General features: G+C 62.4%; 10 protein-coding genes. 4 read left to right on the top strand and 6 right to left on the bottom strand.

Annotated elements, in window-relative coordinates; translation table 11 throughout:
* Nucleotides 1-38: 38 nt before the first annotated feature.
* The 5 genes from AC06G5_RS21910 to AC06G5_RS21890 are packed head-to-tail and all read right to left on the bottom strand — an operon-like array spanning nt 39 to nt 6,320.
* Nucleotides 39-836, bottom strand: a complete 798-nt coding sequence (locus tag AC06G5_RS21910; RefSeq protein WP_480458301.1) for an enoyl-CoA hydratase/isomerase family protein — start codon at nt 834-836, stop codon at nt 39-41.
* The gene (atuD, locus tag AC06G5_RS21905; RefSeq protein WP_413423735.1) at nt 833-1,990 is read right to left on the bottom strand and encodes a citronellyl-CoA dehydrogenase; all 1,158 of its coding nucleotides are present in this window, start codon (nt 1,988-1,990) and stop codon (nt 833-835) included. The genes AC06G5_RS21910 and atuD overlap by 4 nt, the downstream gene beginning before the upstream one ends.
* A 25-nt stretch (nt 1,991-2,015) precedes the next feature.
* Nucleotides 2,016-3,632: a geranyl-CoA carboxylase subunit beta gene (gene atuC / locus AC06G5_RS21900; protein WP_480458300.1), complete on the bottom strand. Its 1,617-nt coding sequence runs from the start codon at nt 3,630-3,632 to the stop codon at nt 2,016-2,018.
* 3 nt (nt 3,633-3,635) lie between these two features.
* Nucleotides 3,636-4,505 carry an SDR family oxidoreductase gene (locus AC06G5_RS21895; RefSeq protein ID WP_008020381.1) on the bottom strand — a complete coding sequence of 290 codons (870 nt, stop codon included), beginning with the start codon at nt 4,503-4,505 and terminating at the stop codon, nt 3,636-3,638.
* A gap of 12 nt (nt 4,506-4,517) precedes the next feature.
* The gene (locus AC06G5_RS21890; protein ID WP_413704290.1) at nt 4,518-6,320 is read right to left on the bottom strand and encodes an acyclic terpene utilization AtuA family protein; all 1,803 of its coding nucleotides are present in this window, start codon (nt 6,318-6,320) and stop codon (nt 4,518-4,520) included.
* A 177-nt stretch (nt 6,321-6,497) separates the two neighbouring features.
* Here AC06G5_RS21890 and AC06G5_RS21885 point away from each other — a divergent pair, with 177 nt between their 5' ends.
* The 3 genes from AC06G5_RS21885 to AC06G5_RS21875 all read left to right on the top strand — a co-directional run bounded on the left by AC06G5_RS21885 (nt 6,498) and on the right by AC06G5_RS21875 (nt 9,125).
* Nucleotides 6,498-7,124 (top strand): TetR/AcrR family transcriptional regulator, encoded by a 627-nt coding sequence (locus tag AC06G5_RS21885; protein WP_413704291.1) that lies wholly within the window; start codon nt 6,498-6,500, stop codon nt 7,122-7,124.
* A gap of 93 nt (nt 7,125-7,217) precedes the next feature.
* Complete coding sequence (locus AC06G5_RS21880) at nt 7,218-8,036, top strand: substrate-binding periplasmic protein (RefSeq protein WP_413423743.1); 819 nt, start codon at nt 7,218-7,220, stop codon at nt 8,034-8,036.
* A gap of 75 nt (nt 8,037-8,111) precedes the next feature.
* Complete coding sequence (locus tag AC06G5_RS21875; protein ID WP_480458299.1) at nt 8,112-9,125, top strand: GNAT family N-acetyltransferase; 1,014 nt, start codon at nt 8,112-8,114, stop codon at nt 9,123-9,125.
* Nucleotides 9,126-9,248: 123 nt separating this feature from the next.
* On the opposite strand, the gene AC06G5_RS21870 is transcribed toward AC06G5_RS21875, so the two are convergent.
* Complete coding sequence (locus AC06G5_RS21870) at nt 9,249-9,797, bottom strand: RNA polymerase factor sigma-70 (RefSeq protein ID WP_116264816.1); 549 nt, start codon at nt 9,795-9,797, stop codon at nt 9,249-9,251.
* Nucleotides 9,798-10,176: 379 nt separating this feature from the next.
* Here AC06G5_RS21870 and AC06G5_RS21865 point away from each other — a divergent pair, with 379 nt between their 5' ends.
* Nucleotides 10,177-23,175, top strand: coding sequence for a non-ribosomal peptide synthetase (locus AC06G5_RS21865; RefSeq protein ID WP_480458298.1), 12,999 nt, complete (start codon nt 10,177-10,179; stop codon nt 23,173-23,175).
* Nucleotides 23,176-23,299: the final 124 nt, after the last annotated feature.

Here is a 23,299-nt window from a genome sequence, read left to right as displayed (position 1 = left end):
TGCGTTCCAATGTGGGAGCGGGCTTGCTCGCGAAGCTTTTAAGAGGCCCACCCCGGTTTGCGTTTCTGCACGAAAGCCATCGTTCCCTCGACGCCTTCGGCCCCGGTCACCGCTTCGCCGAACCATTCGGCTGCCTGATCCAGCAGGGCATCCGACGGTTGTCCGGCACTCGCCAGCAGGAGTTTCTTGGTCATCGCATTCGCTTCGGGCGCACAACACAACACATGCGCCAACACCTCATCGAGACGTTCAGCCAGGGCCTGCGGATCATGCTCGACAAAATGCACCAGCCCCATGCGCCGTGCCTGGTGGCCATCAAAACGCGCCGCGGTCAGGGCCAGGCGCCGGGCTTCGGTCAGGCCGATGCGCTGGACCACGAATGGCGCGATTTGCGCCGGCAGCAGGCCGAGGCTGGTTTCCGGCAGGCCGAACTGCGCCTGATGATCGGCCAAAGCGATATCGCTGACACAGGCCAGGCCGAAACCACCGCCGAGCACCGCGCCTTGCAGCACCGTGATCACCACTTGCGGAGCCTGTTGCACCTCTTGCAGCAGTGCACCGAATACCCGATTCAAGTCGCGGTGCGCGCTCGAACCCTGGGTACGGGCACTGGCCATGTCCTTGAGATCGCCGCCGGCGCAGAAGTGGCCGCCGGCACCGCCGATCACCAGCGCCCGAACGCCTCGGTCATCGCGCACGGCTGCCAGTACCGAGCGCAACTCGCTGACCATCTGCAAGCTCATCGCGTTGCGGCTGTCCGGGCGATTGAGGGTGATGTGCAACACGCCGCTGTGCAGTTCCAGCAGCAAGGTCTGGCATGCCGGCAGGCTGCTCATTTGTTTTTCCCCGGCAGAATGCCCATCAGTTTGCAGATGATCCCCAGCATGATTTCGTCGGCACCGCCGCCAATCGATACCAGCCGGACATCGCGGTAGGCCCGGGCCACCGGGTTGTCCCACATGAAGCCCATGCCGCCCCAATATTGCAGGCAACTGTCGCTGACTTCGCGCCCCAGCCGCCCGGCCTTGAGCTTGGCCATGGACGCCAGGCGCGTCACGTCCTGGCCTTTGACGTATTGCTCGGTGGCCTGATAGACCAGCGCCCGCAGGCATTCGATCTCGGTTTGCAGTTCAGCCAGGCGGAAGTGGATCACCTGATTGTCGATCAGCGCATTGCCGAAGGTTTTGCGCTCCTTGCAGTATTCGATGGTGCTGTCGACACAGTACTCCAGGCCCTTGATCATGTTGGCCGCACCGAACAGGCGCTCCTCCTGGAACTGCAGCATCTGCATCATGAACCCCGCGCCTTCATGACCGATGCGGTTGCGCTGCGGTACACGCACATTGTCGAAAAACACCTGGGCGGTTTCCGAGCTGCGCATGCCGAGCTTGTCCAGGTGCGAACTCAAGCTGATGCCCGGAGTGTTCATCGGCACCATGATCAGCGATTTGTTGATGTGCGGTTTGTCGTCCGAGGTGTTGGCCAGCAGGCAGATGAAGTCGGCGCTCGGCGAGTTGGTGATCCACATCTTGCTGCCGTTGATCACGTAGTCGTCGCCGTCCTTGCGCGCCGTGGTTTTCAGCCCGGCGACGTCGGAGCCGGCGCCGACTTCGGAGACGCCGATGCAGCCGACCTGCTCACCGCTGATGGCCGGGCGCAGGAATTCCTCGCGCAGTTCATCGGAACCGAAACGTGCCAACGCAGGCGTGCACATGTCAGTCTGCACGCCGATGGACATCGGTATGCCGCCGCAATGGATGGTGCCGAACTCTTCGGCCGCGACGATCGAATAGCTGTAGTCGAGCCCCATGCCGCCGAATTTCTCCGGTTTCGAAATGCCCAGCAAGCCGAGGTCGCCGGCCTTGCGGAAGATTTCGTGGATGGGGAAACGCCCGGCCTTTTCCCATTCCTCGACGTGCGGGTTGATTTCGTGCTCGACGAATTGGCGCACGGTGCGGCGCAGTGCTTCGTGTTCCTGGGTGAAGATCATTTTTATTGTTCTCCTGATAGTCGGCTTAGAACCGCGCCACACCGAAACTGTTGGCCTGCAATGGCCGCACCTCGGCCTCGTGACAGATATCCAGCAAGTAACCCAGCAACGTCCGGGTATCGCGCGGGTCGATCAAACCATCGTCCCAGAGGTTGGCGCTGCCATAGAGCGCCGTGGACTGGCTGTCGAGTTTCTGCGCGGTGACCTGTTCCAGCATGTCGAGCATTTTCGGATCGGGCACCAGGCCGTCCTTGGCCTGTTTGGCCTCGGTGACGATGCGCAGCACCTTGCCCGCTTGCGCGCCGCCCATCACTGCCGTGCGGCTGTTGGGCCAGGCGAAGATGAATCGCGGGTCGAGGCCGCGGCCGCACATTGCATAGTTGCCGGCGCCATAGGAGCCACCGACGACGATGGTCAGTTTCGGCACGCGGGCGTTGGCCACCGCTTGAATCATCTTCGCGCCGTGCTTGATCACGCCTTGTTGTTCCGACTCGGTGCCGACCATGAACCCGGTGGTGTTGTGGAAAAACAGCAACGGCGTCTGGCTCTGATCGCACAGCTGGATGAACTGAGCGGCCTTGCTCGCGCCTTTTGGCGTGATGGGGCCGTTGTTGCCGATGAAGCCGCAGGAGCGCCCCTGAATTTTCAGGTGACCGCAGACGGTCTGCTGATCGAACTCGCCCTTGAATTCAAGAAAGCTCGAAGCGTCGGCGAGACGGGCGATGATTTCCCGTACGTCGTAGGGTTTTTTCGGGTCATCCGGGATCAGGCCCAGCAGTTCGTCGATGGGGTAGAGCGGCTCCTCCCAGCGACGTTCGGGGAGTCGGGGCAACTGCTCGTTCCACGGCAGCAGGCTGACAATCTCGCGTACCTGACGCACACCGTCGGCGTCGTTTTCAGCCAGGTATTCGGCGGTGCCGGCGGTTTGTGCGTGCATCTCGGCGCCGCCCAGCTCTTCATCGGTGGCGACTTCGCCGGTGGCGGCCTTGAGCAGTGGCGGGCCGGCGAGAAACAGCTTGGCCTTGCCGCGCACCACCACTACGTAATCCGACAAGCCCGGCTGATAGGCACCGCCCGCCGTGGCTGAACCGTGGACCACGGTGACCTGCGGCAAGCCCATGGCCGACATCCGCGCCTGATTGGCAAAGCTGCGCGCGCCTTCGACGAAAATTTCCGCCGCGTAATTGAGGTTGGCGCCGCCACTTTCGGCGAGGGTGATCACCGGCAGTTTGTTTTCCATGGCGATCTGTTGCAGGCGCAGGGATTTTTTCAAACCGCTGGGGGAAATGGTCCCGCCCTTGATTGCGCTGTTGTTCGCCACCACCAGCACGCGCACGCCGCAGACATAGCCGATGCCGGCGATCAAGCCGCCACCGGCGGAGCTGCCGTCCTTATCGTCGTGCAGCTTGTAGCCGGCCAGGCTCGCCAGTTCGAGAAACGGCGCACCGGGGTCCAGCAGCAGGTTGAGGCGCTCGCGGGGTAACAACTGACCGCGTTTTTCGAACCTGGGTTTGGCTTCGGCAGCCTTGTTCAGCAAGTTCTGTTCGAGCGCGCGCACTTGTTCGATGGCACCCAGCATCGCCGCACGGTTGCGGGCGAACTGCTCGCTGTGGGGATCGAGTTGCGACTGAATCACCGGCATGGGTTATTCCTTGTCCTTCAACACGTCTGGTATGTAGGCGCGGTGGAAGCCGTTGTACGACTCGCTGTTGGTAGCCTTGTGGATAGGCCAGGCGCGCCCGCCGAGACTGGCGGCACCGTCGATGCGCAAGGTGCTGCCGCTGACGAACGCCGCTGCCGGGCTGAGCAGGAAAACAATCGCCGCGCTGACCTCCGATTCGGTGCCGATGCGCTTGAGTGGCACGTGTTCGCGCAAGGTCGGAATCACCGCCTTGAAGGCGCCTTCGTAGGTGTCCATGCCGCTGGAGGCAATCCAGCCCGGCGCCACGGCGTTGACCCGCACTCCGGCATGGCCCCATTCGTACGCGGCGGTCTTGGTCAGGTTGTCCATGCCCGAACGCGCCGCGCCGGAGTGACCCATGCCGGGCATGCCCCCCCACATGTCGGCGAGCATGTTGACGATGGCGCCGCCGTGCTTGCTCATGGACTGGTTGAACACTTCCCGGGCCATCAGGAAACCGCCCACCAGATTGGTGCGCATCACGGTTTCGAAACCCTTCTGATTGATCGAGGCCAAGGGTGACGGATACTGCCCGCCCGCATTGTTGACCAGGCCATGAATGGGGCCATGCTTGCGGATCAATTCGCTGACCAGGTGCTGCACCGGTTCTTCCTCGCGGATGTCGCACACCGCCCAATCGGCCGTGCCGCCGTCTTCGGCAATCTCTGCGGCAACGGTTTTGAGCTTGTCGGCCTTGCGCCCGACCAGCAGCACATGGGCGCCGAGGGCTGCCAGTTCATGGGCGGTGCAGCGGCCAATGCCACTGCCACCACCGGTGACGATGATGTTTTGGCCGGCAAACAGATCGGCTCTGAAAATCGAATCGTAGGTCATGGCGGCGATCCTCTAGTTGAACTGGTCGGCGATGCGTTGCGGCACCGGGATCTGGATTTCCAGCAGTTGCTGGGCGAAGGCTTTGCCTTGCGGATCGATCCGCAGGCTGGCGACACCGCCGCCGCCGAGGGCGTTTTCCAGCAGGAAATTCAGGCTGTGGCTGGCGGGCAAGTACCAGCGTTCAACCCGTCCGTGGATTGGATCGAGGACGTGGCCCATCCAGTCGACGATCACTTCAGGGGTCAACGCTTCGGCGATCCATGGCAGGAATTCGGGCTCGCGGGCCATGACGCCGATGTTGCTGTGGTTGCCCTTGTCGCCAGAGCGGGCAACCGCCAGTTTGACCAGGGCCACGCTGGCGTCGGCCAGGCCATTCGGTTTCGGTGGCGCGAGCAGGGCTGGCAGGTCCAGCGGGTCGAGCACATCGAGCGCGGGCAGGGCACACGGGTGGCGCTGACCCATGAAATCAATGTCCAGCGTGCAGGCGGTTTTGTCGATCAGGAATGAGAACAGCCGGATCAGCGGATACACCGTCGGCCGGCCACCGACAATGCCGGTCAGCCCTGGCGCCATGCCGGTGGCGGCCTGGGCGATCTCCCGGGAGAACACGACCAATGCCTCCTTGTCCGGATGGCGCACCGCGAGTTTGATCACCACTTCGCGGCTGTCCTGACGCTGGCCATGGGGGCCATAGGTGGCCTCGCTGCCCAGCAACTCGATATTCACCTCGCTGTACGGTGCCCAGCCGCGTTGGCGGAACATTTCCGAGGTCTTGTTGATGATCGCCGCGCTGACTCGTCGCGCCTTGTCGACGGCATCGATGCCGGCAATCAGGCAACTGGCGGTGCAGCGAAAACCATCGGGGTACGTGGCGCTGACCTTGTATTGAGCCGTCGGCGGCAGGCCTTTGGCGCCGTGCACCTGTACCGCGTTCCGGCCTTGTTGCAGCAGTTTGACCTGAGTGAAATCGCACACCACGTCGGGCAACAGATAGGCGCGCGGGTCACCGATTTCGTACAGCATCTGTTCGCCCACCGTCAGCGGCGTGACCAGCCCGCCGGTGCCTTCGGGTTTGCTGACGATGAACTGGCTGTCGGCGCTGACTTCGACGATGGGAAAACCAATGTGTTCGTAGTCGGGCACGTCGCGCCAATCGGTGAAGTTGCCGCCCGTGCACTGCGCGCCGCATTCGATGATGTGCCCGGCCAGCGCCGCCTGGGCGAGCTTGTCGTAGTCGTGCCACGACCAGCCGAACTCATGCACCAGCGCTGCGCTGACCACCGCACTGTCGACCACGCGCCCGGTGATCACGATGTCCGCGCCCAGACGCAGGGCTTCGACGATGCCGGGTGCGCCGAGGTAGGCATTGGTCGAGACGCACATCGGTGGCAGTGGCGCGCCGCTGAACATTTCATGAATGCCCAGGCTGCCCAGTTGTTTGAATTGCGGTTGCAGGTCATCACCCAGCAGCACGGCGATCTTCAAGGCCACCCCGGCCTTGTCGCAGGCCGCTTGCAGGGCGGCGGCGCAGGCCTGGGGATTAACGCCCCCGGCATTACTGACGACCCGGATGTTGCGCTGCGCGAGCTGCGGCAGCAAGGGGGCGAGCACTTCGATGAAGTCGCCCGCATAGCCGGCCTGGGGATCTTTCATCCGCGCGCCGGCCATGATCGACAGGGTGATTTCGGCCAGGTAATCGAAGACCAGATAGTCCAGATGCCCGTGTTCCACGAGTTGCGCGGCAGCGGTCGAGGTATCGCCCCAGAAGGCGCTGGCGCAACCGATGCGAATTGTTTTGGGCGCAGTCCATTCCATAGCCACCTCCAGCCGAAGTGCGTTGACATTACCAAGCAAGCGCTTGGTTTGTAAATGACTTGATTTTCTTCTGCCCAAGCGCTTGCTTGGTGCCATCCGTCAGCTTAAATTGCCGGCGCAACTCCGGTGTTTTCGGGGGATCGGCGTTATTGATAGATCGACTGTAGGAGAGAACGGGTGGACGAGCAAAAAGCCCTGAGGGTCATGCGCGAATTGGTCAACGACGGCCAATTGACCGACCCGGACAGCGCCCGTGGCAAGCTGCTGCAAGTGGCGGCCCACCTGTTCCGCAATAAAGGCTATGAACGCACGACCGTGCGCGATCTGGCCGGCGCCGTGGGCATTCAGTCCGGGAGCATTTTCCACCACTTCAAAAGCAAGGACGAAATCCTGCGCGCCGTGATGGAAGAAACCATTCGCTACAACACCGCGCTGATGCGTGCGGCCATCGCCGACGCCGGCAATGTTCGCGAGCGGGTGCTGGCGCTGATCCGCTGTGAATTGCAGTCGATCATGGGTGGCAGCGGCGAGGCCATGGCGGTGCTGGTCTACGAATGGCGCTCGCTGTCCGAAGAGGGCCAGGCCAGGGTCCTGGCGCTGCGCGATATCTATGAAGACATCTGGCTGCAAGTACTGGGCGAAGCCAAGGCCGCCGGGTTTATCCGCGGCGATGTGTTCATCACGCGGCGGTTCCTGACCGGCGCATTGTCATGGACCACCACCTGGTTTCGCGCCGGGGGCAGCATGACCCTCGATCAGTTGGCCGATGAGGCGTTGATTCTGGTGCTGGAAGACCGGCAATAAAGTGGTGTTGGCCAACTTTAAACTGGCTAACTGGACGAAACCGCCTAGCTTGATAGCATTGATGCCGTTTTATTGGGGAGTGGGGTTATTTTGATGGGTTCGCCAATTCGAAAAGCCTCGCGGCTTTTGCTGGCAATGCTTGCAGCGTCAGCGATGGTGCCGTCCCAGGCTGCACAACTGGTGCGCATTGGTGCCGCGCACTTTCCTCCCTACACCGTGCGCCCGGAATCCGGGATCGATACCGGGTTGCTGCCGCAACTGGTCGAGGCGATGAACGCATCGCAAAGCGACTACCAGTTTGTCCTGGTGCCCACTTCCATTCCCCGGCGCTTCGGTGACTTCAAGCAGGGCCGGGTCGACATGGCCATCTTCGAAAACCCGGCCTGGGGTTGGAAAGACATTCCCCATACCGCCGTCGACATGGGGCTGGAGGACGCCGAGATTTTTGTCGCGCAACGCCTGCCCGATCGGCAGCAGAGCTATTTCGCCGACCTGGGCGGCAAGCGTCTGGCACTGTTCAGCGGCTATCACTACGAGTTCGCCAACTTCAATGCCGATCCCAAGTACCTGGAGAAAAACTACAACGCCACGCTGACCTATTCCCATGACAGCAATCTGCTGATGGTGTTGCGCGGCCGGGCCGACATTGCCCTGGTCACGCGTTCGTACCTGAGCGACTACTTCCTGCGCAATGAAAAAGTTGCCAGCGAGTTGCTGGCGTCCCAACGCATCGATCAGGTCTATCACCATTACGCCATCCTGCGCCCGACGGCTCCCATCAGCGGCGAGGCATTCGCCAGGGTGCTGCAAGGCTTGCGGGACAACGGCCAGATGCTGAAGATTTTCGATCCGTACAAGATTGCGCTTGTGCCGGTCCCACACAACGAACCGGCACCACAAGTCGCCAATTGATGGTCTTTTCCTAAATTTCCCGCTGTGGCTGACGTCACCTCGTTGAACTGTCGACGATTATCGTGAGCCCGACCCATGTCCAATCTGAATGACCTGACTGCCCTGTGTCTGCCGACAGGCAGTCGTCTTGCCGCTGATGAAACGCAAAGCCACCTGAGCCTCAGCCTGGAAGGGCAACCATTGCTCACCCTGCGGTTGATTCGTGGCCCCGAGTTGCACGTGCAATTGCCAGAGCGTTCAAGTTGCCCTGAAGGGCAAGCGTTGTGGGCGGCCTGTTACTGGCTGTTCGCTCGCAACCCCGACTGTCAGCGCCTGATCTGGCAACTGCAGGAAGTGCCGAACGAAGTCGTGTCCAGCGGCTTGCTGATTGCGACCCCCATCAGCGGCCAGTATCACTGCGAGCGCACCTTGTTCTGGCAGTTGCCGCAGCCGTGGCTGAGGCATTCCCTGACCGGCAGCTACCCACAGCAAATGGTCATCACCGACGGCAAACGTCATCCTCGACGACCGGTGAAACCCCGGGGTGAAGTGTATCGACGCTTCGATGCGCGGCTGGGGGCCTGGGTTTCCCTGCGCACTCTGGACATCGAGCAGGACCTGGCACGCTTCAACCGATGGCAGAACAGCCCGCGCGTCGCGAGTTTCTGGCAGGAGGAGGGCAGCCTCGAACAGCATCGCCAATATCTGAGCAAACTTGAGGCTGACCCGCACGCCCTGACCTTGATCGGGTGTTTCGACGATCGGCCGTTCGCTTACTTCGAAGCCTACTGGGTCAAGGAAGATCGCATCGCACCGTTCTATGAGGCCAACGATTACGACCGTGGCATTCACATGCTGGTGGGCGAAGAAAATCATCGCGGTCCGCACAAGGTGGCGAGCTGGTTATCGGCGCTGGTGCATTACCTGTTTCTCGATGATCCGCGCACGCAACGCGTGGTTGCCGAGCCGCGTGCCGATAACGCGAAGATGATCGGGTATATGCAGGACCAATGCTTTCACTGCGAGAAAGAGTTCGACTTCCCGCACAAACGCGCGGCCTTGATGGTGTTGGGGCGGGAGCGGTTTTTTGATCGGTGCCGGTTGGCCTGATGTTCAAGGCTCAAGTGCTTCTTTTATCTTGAGTCCGCTTTCGCGAGCAAGCCCGCTCCCACAGGTTCCTGCGAACACAGGTCAAATGTGGGAGCGCGAAGGGCGCGACACGGATTTCAGCTCTTAATGCCGAGCAGCCGCATCCCCACGCTTGCCCGACACCTTGCGGCAGTGCACCAGCGCATCACGGATCATGAAGTTCACCAGGGTCGGCGAGACGCCGAGTTCCCTGGCGATGTCTTTTTGCGGTACGCCGTGCAGGCGATACATCTCGAAGGCGTAGCGGGTGCGGCTCGGCAACTCGGTCAACGCATCGGCGATGTGCTCCAGCGTCGAGAAATTGATGTGCGACGTTTCCGGTGACGCTCCCTGGATCACCACATTCAGTCCTTCCTCTTCAGGACCGGAATATTTCTGCTCCAGCGCCTGCTTGCGGTAATGGTCGATCGCCAGGTTGCGCACGATCTGGAACAGATAGCTGAGCTGAGCCTTGATCGAACTGGTGATGGGTGGGGCCGATTGCAGCCGGAAGAATGCGTCCTGCACAACATCTTCGGCACGCGAGCGGCAACCGGTAATTCTGGCGGCGATCTTCACCAGAATCAGTCGATTGTCGACGAATGCCTGAAGTAGAGGTGTATCGCACCTGCTTGTGGATACTGGTTCCATCATGGAAATCACCCTGCTGCCAAAAGGTTAGTGGGGCGGCGAATGAATCGGGGGGGCCGTCCTACACATCGAGCGACAAACTAGGCTTAATGATAATGATTGTCAAATGAGAAAAATAATTAATGCTTTAAAAAATGCAGAGTGAGCACTGCGACAAGCTGACCTGCTTCAGTGCGCTTGGTGGTCCAGCCGGCACCTAATTATTTCAAGACGTCATCCGTTCTCCTTGGTGAATGACACAGCGCAATCCTCATAACCCTGTAGGAGCGAGCTCGCTCGCGATGGTCGTCAACGATCACGCGTAAAACCAGATGCCCAGCGGCGTCCTTGGGTTTTTCGCGAGCAAGCTCGCTCCTACAGCCGAAATCAGGCAGGAAACCTCATGACCGACGCGTTCGAACTCCCCAGCACAATGGTCCAAGCCCTTCAGCGCCGCGCGGCTCTGACGCCGGATCGGGTGGCCTTGCGCTTTCTCGCCGAGACCCCGGATCAGGCTGTGGTGCTCAGTTATCGCGAGCTGGATCAGCGGGCGCGGACGATTGCCGGCGCGTTGCAGGCTCAGGCGGATTTCGGTGACCGCGCCGTGCTGCTGTTTCCCAGTGGCCCTGATTACGTCGCGGCGTTCTTCGGTTGCCTGTACGCGGGCGTGATCGCGGTGCCGGCCTACCCGCCGGAATCGACACGGCGTCATCATCAGGAACGCCTGTTGTCGATCATCAGCGATGCCCAGCCGCGCTTGCTGCTGACCAGCGCCGGGTTGCGCGATGCGTTACAGCAAATCGACGGGGCGCCGCCGATGCTGTGTGTCGATTCCCTCGACGCTGCGCTGGCCGAGCGCTGGGTCGCGGCGGACTTGCAGGACGATCACATCGCCTTCCTGCAATACACCTCCGGCTCTACCGCGCTGCCCAAAGGCGTGCAAGTCAGCCACGGCAATCTGGTGGCCAACGAATTGCTGATTCGCCACGGTTTCGGCATTGATCTGAACCCCGACGACGTGATCGTCAGCTGGCTGCCGCTGTACCACGACATGGGCCTGATCGGTGGCCTGCTGCAGCCGATTTTCAGTGGCGTGCCTTGCGTGTTGATGTCGCCGGCGTACTTCCTCGGCCGGCCGTTGCGCTGGTTGGAGGCGATCAGCGAATACGGCGGCACCATCAGCGGCGGGCCGGATTTTGCCTATCGCTTGTGCAGCGAGCGGGTCAGTGAGTCAGCCCTGGAACGGCTCGACCTGAGTGGTTGGCGCGTGGCGTACTCCGGTTCCGAACCGATTCGCCTCGACACGCTGGAACGCTTCGCCGGGAAGTTCGCGACCTGCGGCTTCACCGCAGACAGTTTCATGGCTTCCTACGGTCTGGCCGAAGCCACATTGTTCGTAGCCGGCACACCGCGCGGCCAAGGCATCGGCAACCTGCGGGTAGACGATCAGGCTCTGGCACAAAACCGTGTCGAAGCGGGCGAGGGCAGCCCGATCATGAGTTGTGGTGTCAGCCAACCGGGTCACGCCGTGCTGATCATCGAGCCTGTCTCGCTCAACGAACAGGCCGACAACGCCGTCGGTGAAATCTGGGCCAGCGGGCCGAGCATCGCCCTCGGTTACTGGCGCAATCCCGAGGCATCCGCCAGGACCTTCGTCCGGCACGCCGGCCAGACTTGGCTGCGAACCGGTGACCTGGGTTTCATGCGCAACGGTGAACTGTTCATCACCGGCCGCCTGAAGGACATGCTGATCGTGCGTGGGCACAACCTGTACCCGCAGGACATCGAGCAGGCTGTCGAACGCGAAGTGGAAGTGGTGCGCAAAGGCCGGGTTGCCGCCTTCGCCGTCACGGTTGATGGTCAGGAAGGCATCGGCATCGCCGCCGAAATCAGCCGCAGCGTGCAGAAAATCCTGCCGCCCGAATCCTTGATCAAAGCCATTCGCCAGGCCGTCGCCGAGGCGTATCAGGAAGCACCGAGCGTGGTGGTGCTGCTCAATCCGGGCGCGCTGCCCAAGACATCCAGCGGCAAATTGCAACGCTCGGCGTGCCGCAGTCGCCTGGCGGACAGCAGCCTCGACAGCTACGCGGTGTTCCCGTCGGCCACCACCGAAAGTGCAGGCCCGATCGAGTCGGGCTCCGGGCTGCAAAGCCTGATCGGTCGCCTCTGGTGCGAGCAGTTGCAGGTCGGGCAGGTGGGCGCCGACGATCATTTCTTCCTGCTTGGCGGCAACTCCATTGCCGCGACGCAAGTCGTGGCGCGTCTGCGTGAAGAGCTGGGGCTGGAGTTGAGCCTGCGCCTGCTGTTCGAAGCGCCGACGCTCGGTGCATTCGCCGAAGCGGTGGCCCGCCAGCAACAGGACGGAGGCCTGGCCCAGGGCGCGATCACTGCGCTGTCGCGCCAGCAACCGATGCCGCAATCCCTGGCACAAAACCGCCTGTGGATCACCTGGCAACTGGAACCCCACAGCAGCGCCTACAACATTCCCGGTGCCTTGCGCCTGCGCGGTGAACTGGATGAGGACGCCTTGCGCACCAGTTTCCAGCAGTTGATCGAGCGCCACGAATCCCTGCGCACGCGATTCTTCGAGCGTGATGGCGTGGCGTTGCAACAGGTCGACCCGGCCGCCGGGTTCAATCTGCAAATGATCGACATCAGCGACCTGCCGGCTGCCGAGCGTGAAGCCCGGGCGCTGCAAATCCGTGAGGACCAGGCGCGTACCCGGTTCGATCTGGAAAAAGGTCCGCTGCTGTGGGTGACACTCGTACGCCTCGACGACGAAGATCACCAATTGCTGGTGACCCTGCACCACATCATTGCGGACGGCTGGTCGCTGAATGTACTGATCGACGAGTTCTCGCGCCTGTATGCGGCGGCCTCCCAGGGGCAGCACACGCAGTTGGCGCCATTGCCGACGCAGTACGCCGATTACGGCAGCTGGCAGCGTCAATGGCTGGCGCAAGGGGAGGGCGAGCGGCAACTGGCTTACTGGAAAACGCAGTTGGGCGACGAACACCCGACCTTGTCCCTGGCCACCGACCATCCCCGTTCGGCACAACAACTGCGCAGTGCTGCGCGCCACACGGTGCGCCTGGAGGCGCCCCTCAGCGAAGCCATCCGCCAGACCGCCCAAGCCCATGAGTCCACGTCGTTCATGCTGCTGCTCGCAGCATTTCAGGGCCTGTTGCACCGCTACAGCGGCCAGCGTGAAATCCGTATCGGCGTACCCAATGCCAACCGCCCGCGCCTGGAAACCCAAGGGCTGATGGGATTCTTCATCAATACCCAAGTGCTGCGTGCCGAGGTGGACTCACGCCAGCCATTCGCTGAGTTGCTGGCGCAAACCCGGCGCGCCGCATTGGGCGCCCAGGCCCATCAGGACCTGCCATTCGAGCAACTGCTGGAGGCTTTCCCGCAGGCCCGCGAGCAGGGCCTGTTCCAGGTCATGTTCAATCATCAGCAACGGGACCTGAGTGCCTTGCGCCGCCTGCCGGGGCTGTTGGCCGAAGAGCTGCCGTGGCATAGCCCAGAAGCCAAGTTCGATTTGCAGTTGCACAGCGAAGAAGACCGCAACGGTCGCCTGACCTTGTCGTTCGACTACGCCAGCGAGTTGTTCGACGCCGCGACCATCGAGTGCCTGGCCGAGCATTTCAGCAATCTGTTGCGGGCTGTCTGCGAGCAACCGGACATCGCCATCGGCGACCTGCCACTGTTGACGGCTGCCGAGCACCGTCAGCAATCGGGCTGGGCCACCGCAGTGTGCGCACCCGCCAGCCAATGGCTGCCTGAATGGCTCAACGAGCAGGCGCACCGAGCGCCGCAACGCACCGCGCTGGTGTGGGACGGCGGTAGCCTGGACTTCGCCGAACTGCACACCCGGGCCAACCGTTTGGCTCATTACCTGCGCGACAAAGGCGTTGGTCCGGACGTCTGTGTGGCCATCGCCTGCGAGCGTTCGCCACAAATGCTGATCGGCCTGCTGGCGATCATCAAGGCGGGTGGTGCCTATGTGCCGCTGGATGCGGATTACCCGGCCGAACGCCTGGCCTACATGCTCAACGACAGCGGCGTCGAGTTGCTGCTGACCCAGACCCAATTGCTTGATCGTCTGCCAGCCACCGAGGGTGTCAGCGTAATAGCCATGGACGCGCTCCATCTGGAGAACTGGCCTAGCCGTGCGCCGGACCTGCATCTGCATGGCGACAACCTCGCCTATGTGATTTACACCTCCGGTTCCACCGGCCAGCCCAAAGGCGTCGGCAACACCCACGCGGCACTGGCCGAGCGCTTGCAATGGATGCAGCAAACCTATCGCCTGAACGAAACCGATGTGCTGATGCAAAAGGCACCGATCAGTTTTGACGTGTCGGTGTGGGAATGCTTCTGGCCACTGATTACCGGTGCGCGCTTGTTGATCGCTGGCCCCGGTGAACACCGAGATCCGCATCGCATCGCGCAGCTTGTTAAAGAGCATGGCGTGACCACGCTGCACTTCGTGCCGCCGTTGCTTTCGCTGTTCATCGAGGAACCGTTGAGCGCTGAATGCACCAGCCTGCGCCGCGTGTTCTCCGGGGGCGAAGCGTTGCCCGCTGAACTGCGCAATCGCGTGCTGGAACAGTTGCCGGCAGTGCAACTGCACAACCGCTACGGCCCCACCGAAACCGCAATCAACGTGACCCATTGGCACTGCTCCCGCGCTGATGGCGAGCGTTCGCCGATTGGCCGTCCGCTGGGTAACGTCGTCTGCCGTGTACTCGACAACGATCTCAATCCGGTTCCGGCTGGCGTGCCGGGTGAGCTGTGCATCAGCGGCGTGGGTTTGGCCCGTGGTTATCTCGGTCGTCCGGCGTTGACCGCTGAACGCTTCGTGGTCGATCCCTTGGGCGAGCCGGGCGCGCGCCTGTACCGCACCGGCGACCGTGCACGCTGGACGGCCGATGGCGTGATTGAATACCTCGGCCGTCTCGATCAGCAGGTCAAACTGCGCGGGTTCCGGGTCGAGCCACAGGAAATCGAAGCACGGCTGCTGGCCCAGGTCGGCGTTGCGCAAGCCGTGGTGCTGGTGCGCGAAACCGTGGCCGGTGCACAGCTGATCGGTTACTACACCGCTGCGGACAGTGCCGGGGACGAAGCCGATCAAACCGCGTACCTGAAAAGCGCTTTGGCCGCCGAGCTGCCGGAGTACATGGTCCCGGCGCAACTGATGCGCCTGCGGGAAATGCCCCTCGGCCCGAGCGGCAAACTCGACCGTCGCGCCTTGCCGGAACCACAGTGGCAGGTGCGCGAGCACGTTGAACCAGTGACTGAACTGGAACGACAAATCGCCGGTATCTGGCGCGAGGTGCTGGGCTTGGCACAGGTCGGCCTGCACGATGATTTCTTTGCCTTGGGCGGTCACTCGCTGCTGGCCACGCAAATCATCTCCCGTACCCGTCAGGCCTGCGACGTCGAGTTGCCGCTGCGGGTGCTGTTCGAACACAGTGAACTGGGTGCATTTGCCGAACAGGTTCGCTTGATCCAGGCCAGCGGCAGCACCAACGAACAGCCACCCATCGAGAAAGTCGACCGCCGCCAGGCGGTACCGCTGTCCTATTCCCAGCAGCGCATGTGGTTCCTCTGGCAGATGGAGCCGGACAGCCCGGCCTACAACGTCGGTGGCATGGCACGACTGCGCGGTGTGCTCGATGTCGCGCGTTTCGAAGCCGCATTGCAAGCCCTGATCCTGCGTCACGAAACCCTGCGCACCACGTTCCCGAGCATCGACGGTGTCGCCCGTCAACTCGTGCACACGGAAGCCGGCGTGCGCATGGCGTGGAAGGATTTCACCGCGCTGGATGCCGACGGTCGCGAGTGGCAGGTCCAGCAACTGGCCGACGATGAAGCGCACCAGCCGTTCGATCTGGAAACCGGACCGCTGTTGCGCGCCTGTCTGGTCAAGACCGCCGAACAAGAACACTACTTCGTACTGACCTTGCACCACATCGTCACCGAAGGCTGGGCGATGGACATCTTTGCCCGGGAACTCAGCGCACTCTACGAAGCCTTTGTCGACGACCGCGAGTCGCCGCTCGCGCCGTTGCCGGTGCAGTACCTGGACTACAGCGTGTGGCAGCGTCAGTGGCTGGAGTCCGGCGAGCGCCAGCGCCAGCTCGATTACTGGACCACACAACTGGGCCGCGAACATCCGCTGCTGGAGTTGCCGGCCGACCGCCCGCGTCCGCCGGTGCAAAGCCATCAGGGTGAGTTGTACCGTTTCGATTTGAGCGACGACCTCGCGGCACGGGTCCGTGCCTTCAATGCACAACATGGCCTGACGTTGTTCATGACCATGACTGCCACCCTGGCTACGCTGCTGTACCGCTACAGCGGTCAGACCGATCTGCGCATCGGCGCGCCAGTCGCCAACCGCATTCGTCCGGAAAGCGAAGGGCTGATCGGCGCATTCCTCAACACCCAGGTGCTGCGTTGCCAGCTCGACGGGCAGATGTCTGTCGGCGAACTGTTCGAGCAGGTGCGCCATACGTTGATCGAGGGCCAGTCCCATCAGGACTTGCCTTTCGATCATCTGGTGGAAGCCTTGCAACCGCCACGTAGCGCGGCCTACAACCCGTTGTTCCAGGTGATGTGCAACGTGCAGCGCTGGGAGTTCCAGCAAAGCCGCACCCTGGCCGGCATGACGGTCGAGTACCTGGCCAACGATGCCCGCGCGACCAAGTTCGACCTCAACCTGGAAGTCACCGACCTCGACCATCGCCTCGGTTGCTGCCTGACCTACAGCACCGATCTGTTCGACGAACCGCGCATCGCCCGCATGGCCGGGCATTGGCGCAATCTGCTGGAGGCGCTGATTGCCGATCCGCAACAACGCTTGAGCGAGCTGCCGCTGCTGGCGGGCGATGAACAACAACGTCTGCTCGACAGCCTCGGTGTCGAGGCGGGCGAACATCGGCTGGATCAGTGCATCCATCACCTGTTCGCCGAGCAAGCCTCGATGCGCCAGGACGCTCCGGCCCTGACTTTCGCCGGGCAGACCCTGAGCTACGCCGAGCTCGACAGCCGCTCCAATCGCCTGGCCTGGATGCTGCTCGAGCGTGGCGTCGGACCGCAGGTGCGTGTGGGGCTGGCACTGGAGCGCTCGCTGGAGATGGTTGTCGGCTTGCTGGCGATCCTCAAGGCCGGCGGCGCCTATGTGCCGCTGGACCCGGAATACCCGCTGGACCGCTTGCATTACATGATCGAAGACAGCGGCCTCGGTTTGCTGCTCAGCGATGCGGCGATGTTCAAGGCCCTGGGCGAGCTGCCAGCGACCGTTGGCCGCTGGTGTCTTGAAGAGGACGCCGTGGCACTGTCCAACTACCCGGCCACCGGGCTGCCGCTGATCAGCCTGCCGCAGCATCAGGCCTACCTGATCTACACCTCGGGCTCGACCGGTAAACCGAAAGGCGTGGTGGTGTCCCACGGCGAAATCGCCATGCACTGTCGCGCCGTGATCGAGCATTTCGGCATGCGCCCCGATGACTGCGAACTGCACTTTTATTCGATCAACTTCGACGCCGCGACCGAGCGATTGCTGGTGCCGCTGCTCAGTGGCGCGCAAGTCGTGTTGCGCGCTCAAGGGCAGTGGGACGCGGAAGAAATCTGTGGCCTGATCCGTCGTCATCACATCAACGTCCTCGGTTTCACGCCGAGCTACGGCAGTCAGTTGGCGCAATGGCTGGCGACCCAGGACCAGACTTTGCCGGTGCGCATGATCATCACTGGAGGCGAAGCGCTGACCGGTGAGCACCTGGCGCGCATTCGCGCAGCGTTCAAGCCGAGTCTGTTCTTCAACGCCTACGGTCCGACCGAAACCGTGGTCATGCCGCTGGCCAGCCTGGCGCCTGAAGTGTTGGAAGAGGGCGTCGGCAGCGTGCCGATCGGCAGTGTGATCGGCGACCGCGTGGCCTACATTCTCGACGCCGATCTGGCGTTGGTGCCGCAAGGCGCGACCGGCGAGTTGTACGTTGGTGGCGCTGGCCTGGCCCAGGGTTATCACCAGCGTCCGGGCATGACCGCGGAGCGCTTCGTGGCTGATCCGTTTGTCGCCGGCGGCGGGCGCATCTACCGCACCGGCGATCTGGTGCGTCAGCGCGCTGATGGCCTGGTGGAATACCTTGGCCGGATCGACCATCAGGTGAAGATTCGCGGATTCCGCATAGAATTGGGTGAAATCGAAACCCGTTTGCTGGAGCACGAGTCGATTCGTGAAGCGGTGGTGCTGGCCCTGGATGCACCGAGCGGCAAGCAACTGGTGGGTTACCTCGCCACTGACGTCGCCGAACAGAGCGAAGCGCAACACGCCGCATTGCGCGAAGCGCTCAAGGCACACTTGAAGTCGCACCTGCCGGATTACATGGTGCCCACGCACCTGATCCTGCTGGCGAGCATGCCGTTGAACGCCAACGGCAAACTCGACCGCCGTGCGCTCCCGGCGCCGGACCCGGAGTCGGGTCGCCAACATTACGTGGCGCCCGTCAACGAGCTTGAAGTCACGCTGGCGCAGATCTGGTGCGAAGTGCTGAACGTCGCTCAGGTTGGCCTCAACGACAACTTCTTCGAGTTGGGCGGTGACTCGATTCTGTCGATCCAGGTGGTCAGCCGGGCGCGCCAGCAGGGCATCCACTTCAGCCCTCGCGACCTGTTCCAGCATCAGACCGTGCAGACTCTCGCCGCCGTGGCCACCTGCAGCGAGCAGGTCAGCGCCGAGCAGGGCTTGATCATGGGCGAGTCGCGACTGACGCCGATCCAGCACTGGTTCTTCGACACCGACATCCCGCAGCGCCAGCACTGGAACCAGGCGTTGTTGCTGCAGCCGACTGTCGCCCTGGAACCTCATCGTCTTGAGCAAGCACTGCTGGCGGTGATCGAACAGCACGACGCCCTGCGCCTGCGTTTCAGCAAGGTTACCGGCCAATGGCAGGCCACACACCAGCCGATTTCCGATGCGCCGGTGCTGTGGCAGGTGCGCGTTGCGTCCATGGACAAATGCGCCGCCTTGTTCGCCGATGCCCAGCGCAGCCTCGACCTTGAAGAGGGGCCGTTGCTGCGCGTGTTGCTGGTCGATGGCCCTGAAGGCCAGCAACGCTTGTTTATCGCCATTCACCACTTGGTGGTGGACGGTGTGTCGTGGCGGGTGCTGCTGGATGACTTGCAGACCGTGTATCGCCAACTGGACGCCCGGCAGTCGGTGAAACTGCCAGCGAAAACCAGCGCCTTCAAGGACTGGGCCGCACGCTTGCAGGCCTACGCGGGTAGCGAATCCCTACGCGAAGAACTGGCTTGGTGGCAGGCGCATCTGGCCGGGCCAGGTGCAGATCTGCCCTGCGATCACCCCAATGGCGGACGGCAGAACCGTCATGCGCAAACCGTCAGCGTGCGCCTCGACAGCGAGCACACGCGGCAGTTGCTGCAACAGGCGCCGAGCGCCTATCGCACCCAGGTCAACGACTTGCTGTTGACCGCTTTGGCTCGCGTGCTGTGCCGCTGGAGCGGTCAGTCATCGGCGCTGATTCAACTGGAAGGCCACGGCCGCGAAGCGCTGTTCGACGAGATCGACCTGACCCGTACCGTAGGCTGGTTCACCAGCGCCTATCCGCTGCGCCTTACGCCGTCGAACATCGAAGAAGCCGCCGGTCAGGGCGCGTCGATCAAGGCGATCAAGGAGCAATTGCGCGCCGTGCCGCACAAGGGCCTGGGTTATGGCGTGCTGCGTTACCTCGCCGATGAGCAGAGCCGCCACCGCATGACGGCGTTGCCGCAGGCGCCGATCACCTTCAACTACCTCGGCCAATTCGACCAGAGTTTCGGTGCCGATGCGCTGTTCCGTCCACTGGATGAAGCCATCGGTGCGGCCCACGATGCCAATGCCCCGCTGCCCAACGAGCTGAGCGTCGACGGTCAGGTGTATGGCGGTGAGTTGGTACTGCGCTGGACCTTCAGCGCCGAACGATTCGATCCGTCAACCATCGGCGAGCTGGCCGATGCCTATCTTGGTGAGTTGAGCAGCCTGATCGAGCATTGCCTGCGCGACGACGCGGGTGGCCTGACGCCGTCGGACTTCCCGCTGGCGCAGCTCAATCAGACGCAACTGGATGCGCTGCCGGTCCCGGCCGCCGAAATTGAAGACGTCTACCCGTTGACCCCCATGCAGGAAGGCATGCTCTTGCACACCTTGCTGGAGCCGGGCACCGGCCTGTACTACATGCAGGACCGCTACCGCATCAACAGCGAACTCGATCCGCAGCGTTTTGCCCAGGCCTGGCAAGCGGTGATCGCCCGCCACGAAGCGTTGCGTGCCTCATTCTGTTGGAACGTCGGCAAAAATATGCTGCAAGTGATTCACAAACCGGGCAGCACGCCGATCGAATACCTCGACTGGAGTGACATCGCGCAAGCGGAGCAAGAGCCGAAGCTGCAAACCTTGCTCAAGACCGAACGCGAGGCCGGGTTCGACCTGCTCAACCAGGCACCGTTCCACTTGCGCCTGATCCGGGTCGGCGCGGCGCGCTACTGGTTCATGATGAGCAACCACCACATCCTCATCGATGCCTGGTGCCGTTCGCTGCTGATGAATGACTTCTTCGAGATCTACAGCGCCCTCGGCGAAGACCGGGAAGCGCAGCTTGGGCTTGTGTCGCGTTATCGCGACTACATCGGCTGGCTGCAGCATCAGAACCTCGCCGAAGCGCGGCAGTGGTGGAAAACCAGCCTGCAGGGTTTCGAACGCACCACACCGATCCCGAGCGACCGGCCGTTCCTGCGCGAACATGCCGGCGACAGCGGCGGCATGATCGTCGGCGACCGCTACACAAGGCTCGATGCCCGTGACGGCGTGCAATTGCGTGAACTGGCCCAGGCCCATCAGTTGACCATCAACACCTTCGCCCAGGCGGCGTGGGCGCTGGTGCTGCGGCGCTTGAGCGGTGATCGCGACGTGCTGTTCGGTGTCACTGTGGCCGGGCGTCCGGTGGACATGCCGCAGATGCAGCGCACCGTCGGCCTGTTCATCAACAGCATCGCGCTGCGGGTAAAAATGCCCGAGGACGGCCAGCGTTGCAGCGTGCGCCAGTGGCTTAGCGGTCTGCTCGACAACAACATGCAACTGCGTGAATACGAATACCTGCCGCTGGTGAACATCCAGGAACAGAGCGAACTGCCCAAAGGCCAGCCTCTGTTCGACAGCCTGTTCGTGTTCGAAAACGCCCCGGTGGAAGTCTCGGTGCTGGACCGCGCGCAGAGCCTCAACGCGACCTCGGATTCGGGTCGCACGCACACCAACTTCCCGCTGACGGCGGTGTGCTATCCGGGTGATGACCTGGGCTTGCATCTGTCCTACGACCAGCGCTATTTCGATGAGACCACGGTCGAACGCATGCTCGGTGAGTTCAAGCGTTTGCTGCTGGCATTGATGGACGGGTTCCATGGCGACATGGCCGACTTGCCGTTGCTGGGGGCCGAGGAGCAGGACTTCCTCATCCATGGCTGCAACCAGAGCGAACACGAGTACCCGCTGGAGCAGAGCTACGTTTCATTGTTCGAAAGCCAGGTCGCCCGGCACCCGCAGCGCATTGCCGCCAGCTGTATTGACCGGCAGTACAGCTACCTCGAACTGAACCAGCGCAGTAACCGTCTGGGTCATGCGTTGATCGCCGCAGGTGTCGGGTGCGATCAACCGGTGGCGTTGCTGGCCGAACGCAACCTCGATTTGCTGGGCATGATCATCGGCAGCTTCAAGGCCGGTGCGGGTTACTTGCCGCTGGACCCGGGGCTGCCGAGCCAGCGTCTGAGCCGGATCATCGAATTGAGTCGCACGCCTTTGCTGGTGTGCACGCAAGCGTGCCGTGAACAGGCGCAGACCCTGCTCGACGAGTTCGCCTGCGCCAATCGGCCACGGCTGCTGGTCTGGGAGGAAGTTCAGGCCCTTGCGCTGTCGGCGGATAACCCTGGCCTGTACAGCGCCCCGGACAATCTGGCCTATGTGATCTATACCTCTGGCTCCACCGGTTTGCCGAAGGGCGTGATGGTCGAACAGCGCGGCATGCTCAACAATCAGTTGAGCAAGGTGCCGTACCTGAACCTGAGCGACGCCGATGTGATCGCCCAGACGGCGTCGCAAAGCTTCGACATTTCCGTGTGGCAGTTCCTCGCCGCGCCGTTGTTCGGCGCACGGGTGGACATTGTGCCGAACGCCATTGCCCACGATCCGCAAGGCTTGTTGGCCCATGTGCAGAGCCAGGGCATTACTGTGCTGGAGAGCGTGCCGTCGCTGATCCATGGCATGCTCGCCCAGGAGCGCATGAGCCTCGACGGCTTGCGCTGGATGCTGCCAACCGGTGAGGCGATGCCACCGGAACTGGCGCATCAATGGCTGTTGCGCTATCCGCAGATCGGTCTGGTGAATGCCTACGGTCCGGCTGAGTGCTCGGACGACGTGGCGTTCTTCCGCGTTGACATGGCTTCGACTCGCGGCAGCTACCTGCCGATCGGCACGCCGACCGACAACAACCGTCTGTACCTGCTCGATGGAGCGCTGGAACTGGTGCCGCTGGGCGCGGTGGGTGAATTGTGCGTGGCGGGCACCGGGGTCGGCCGCGGTTATGTCAGCGATCCGCTGCGCACCGCACCGGTGTTTGTGCCGAACCCGTTCGGTGCCCCTGGCGAGCGTTTGTATCGAACTGGCGACCTGGCACGCCGTCGCAGCGACGGTGTTCTGGAATACGTCGGTCGCATCGACCATCAGGTGAAGATTCGCGGTTACCGCATCGAGTTGGGTGAAATCGAGGCTCGCCTGCATGAGCAACCGGAAGTCCGCGATGCGGCGGTGGGTGTGCAGGAAGGGGCGAACGGCAAGCATCTGGTGGGCTACCTGGTGGCTGTCGATTCAGCGCTCGATCCTGCCAAATGCCTGGAGCACATCAAGCAACGCCTGCGTGCCGAGCTACCGGAATACATGGTGCCGCTGCATTGGTTGTGGCTGGACAAACTGCCGCTCAACGCCAACGGCAAACTGGATCGCAAGGCGTTGCCGGCGCTGGAAATCGGCCAGATGCAAAGCCAGGCCTATCAGGCGCCGCGCAATGAACTTGAGCAGACCCTGGCGGATATTTGGGCAGAGGTGTTGAAGGTCGAGCGAGTGGGTATTCACGACAACTTCTTCGAGCTCGGCGGACACTCATTGCTGGCCACGCAAATCGCTTCGCGGGTGCAGAAAACCCTGCAACGGGACGTGCCGCTGCGGGCGATGTTCGAGTGCAGCACGGTGGAGGAACTGGCCGGGCATATAGCCGGGCTGGCGGCGAGTGAGATCACCGAGGAGAAAGTGGATCGCTTGAATGACTTGATGGCCGAGTTGGAGGGGCTTTGATTCTCTAGCGTCTATAGAGGCCTTCTCGCGGGCAGGCCAGCTCCCACAAGGATTTGCAGTGGCTACAGATTTTGTGAGCGACAAAAATCCGATGTGGGAGATTCTATGGTTGAGGGGAAACCCT

The sequence above is a fragment of the Pseudomonas sp. WT-JTC genome, from assembly GCF_056711565.1.
Note: the sequence above shows the minus strand (reverse complement) of the source record. Positions and strands in the feature narration are given on the sequence as shown.

Excerpts from the sequence above, each read along its gene's own strand:
- AC06G5_RS21910 (WP_480458301.1), bottom strand. The coding sequence starts at position 836 with ATGAGCAGCCTGCCGGCATGCCAGACCTTGCTGCTGGAACTGCACAGC.
- atuD (WP_413423735.1), bottom strand. The coding sequence starts at position 1,990 with ATGATCTTCACCCAGGAACACGAAGCACTGCGCCGCACCGTGCGCCAA.
- atuC (WP_480458300.1), bottom strand. The coding sequence starts at position 3,632 with ATGCCGGTGATTCAGTCGCAACTCGATCCCCACAGCGAGCAGTTCGCC.
- AC06G5_RS21895 (WP_008020381.1), bottom strand. The coding sequence starts at position 4,505 with ATGACCTACGATTCGATTTTCAGAGCCGATCTGTTTGCCGGCCAAAAC.
- AC06G5_RS21890 (WP_413704290.1), bottom strand. The coding sequence starts at position 6,320 with ATGGAATGGACTGCGCCCAAAACAATTCGCATCGGTTGCGCCAGCGCC.
- AC06G5_RS21880 (WP_413423743.1), top strand. The coding sequence starts at position 7,218 with ATGGGTTCGCCAATTCGAAAAGCCTCGCGGCTTTTGCTGGCAATGCTT.
- AC06G5_RS21875 (WP_480458299.1), top strand. The coding sequence starts at position 8,112 with ATGTCCAATCTGAATGACCTGACTGCCCTGTGTCTGCCGACAGGCAGT.
- AC06G5_RS21870 (WP_116264816.1), bottom strand. The coding sequence starts at position 9,797 with ATGATGGAACCAGTATCCACAAGCAGGTGCGATACACCTCTACTTCAG.
- AC06G5_RS21865 (WP_480458298.1), top strand. The coding sequence starts at position 10,177 with ATGACCGACGCGTTCGAACTCCCCAGCACAATGGTCCAAGCCCTTCAG.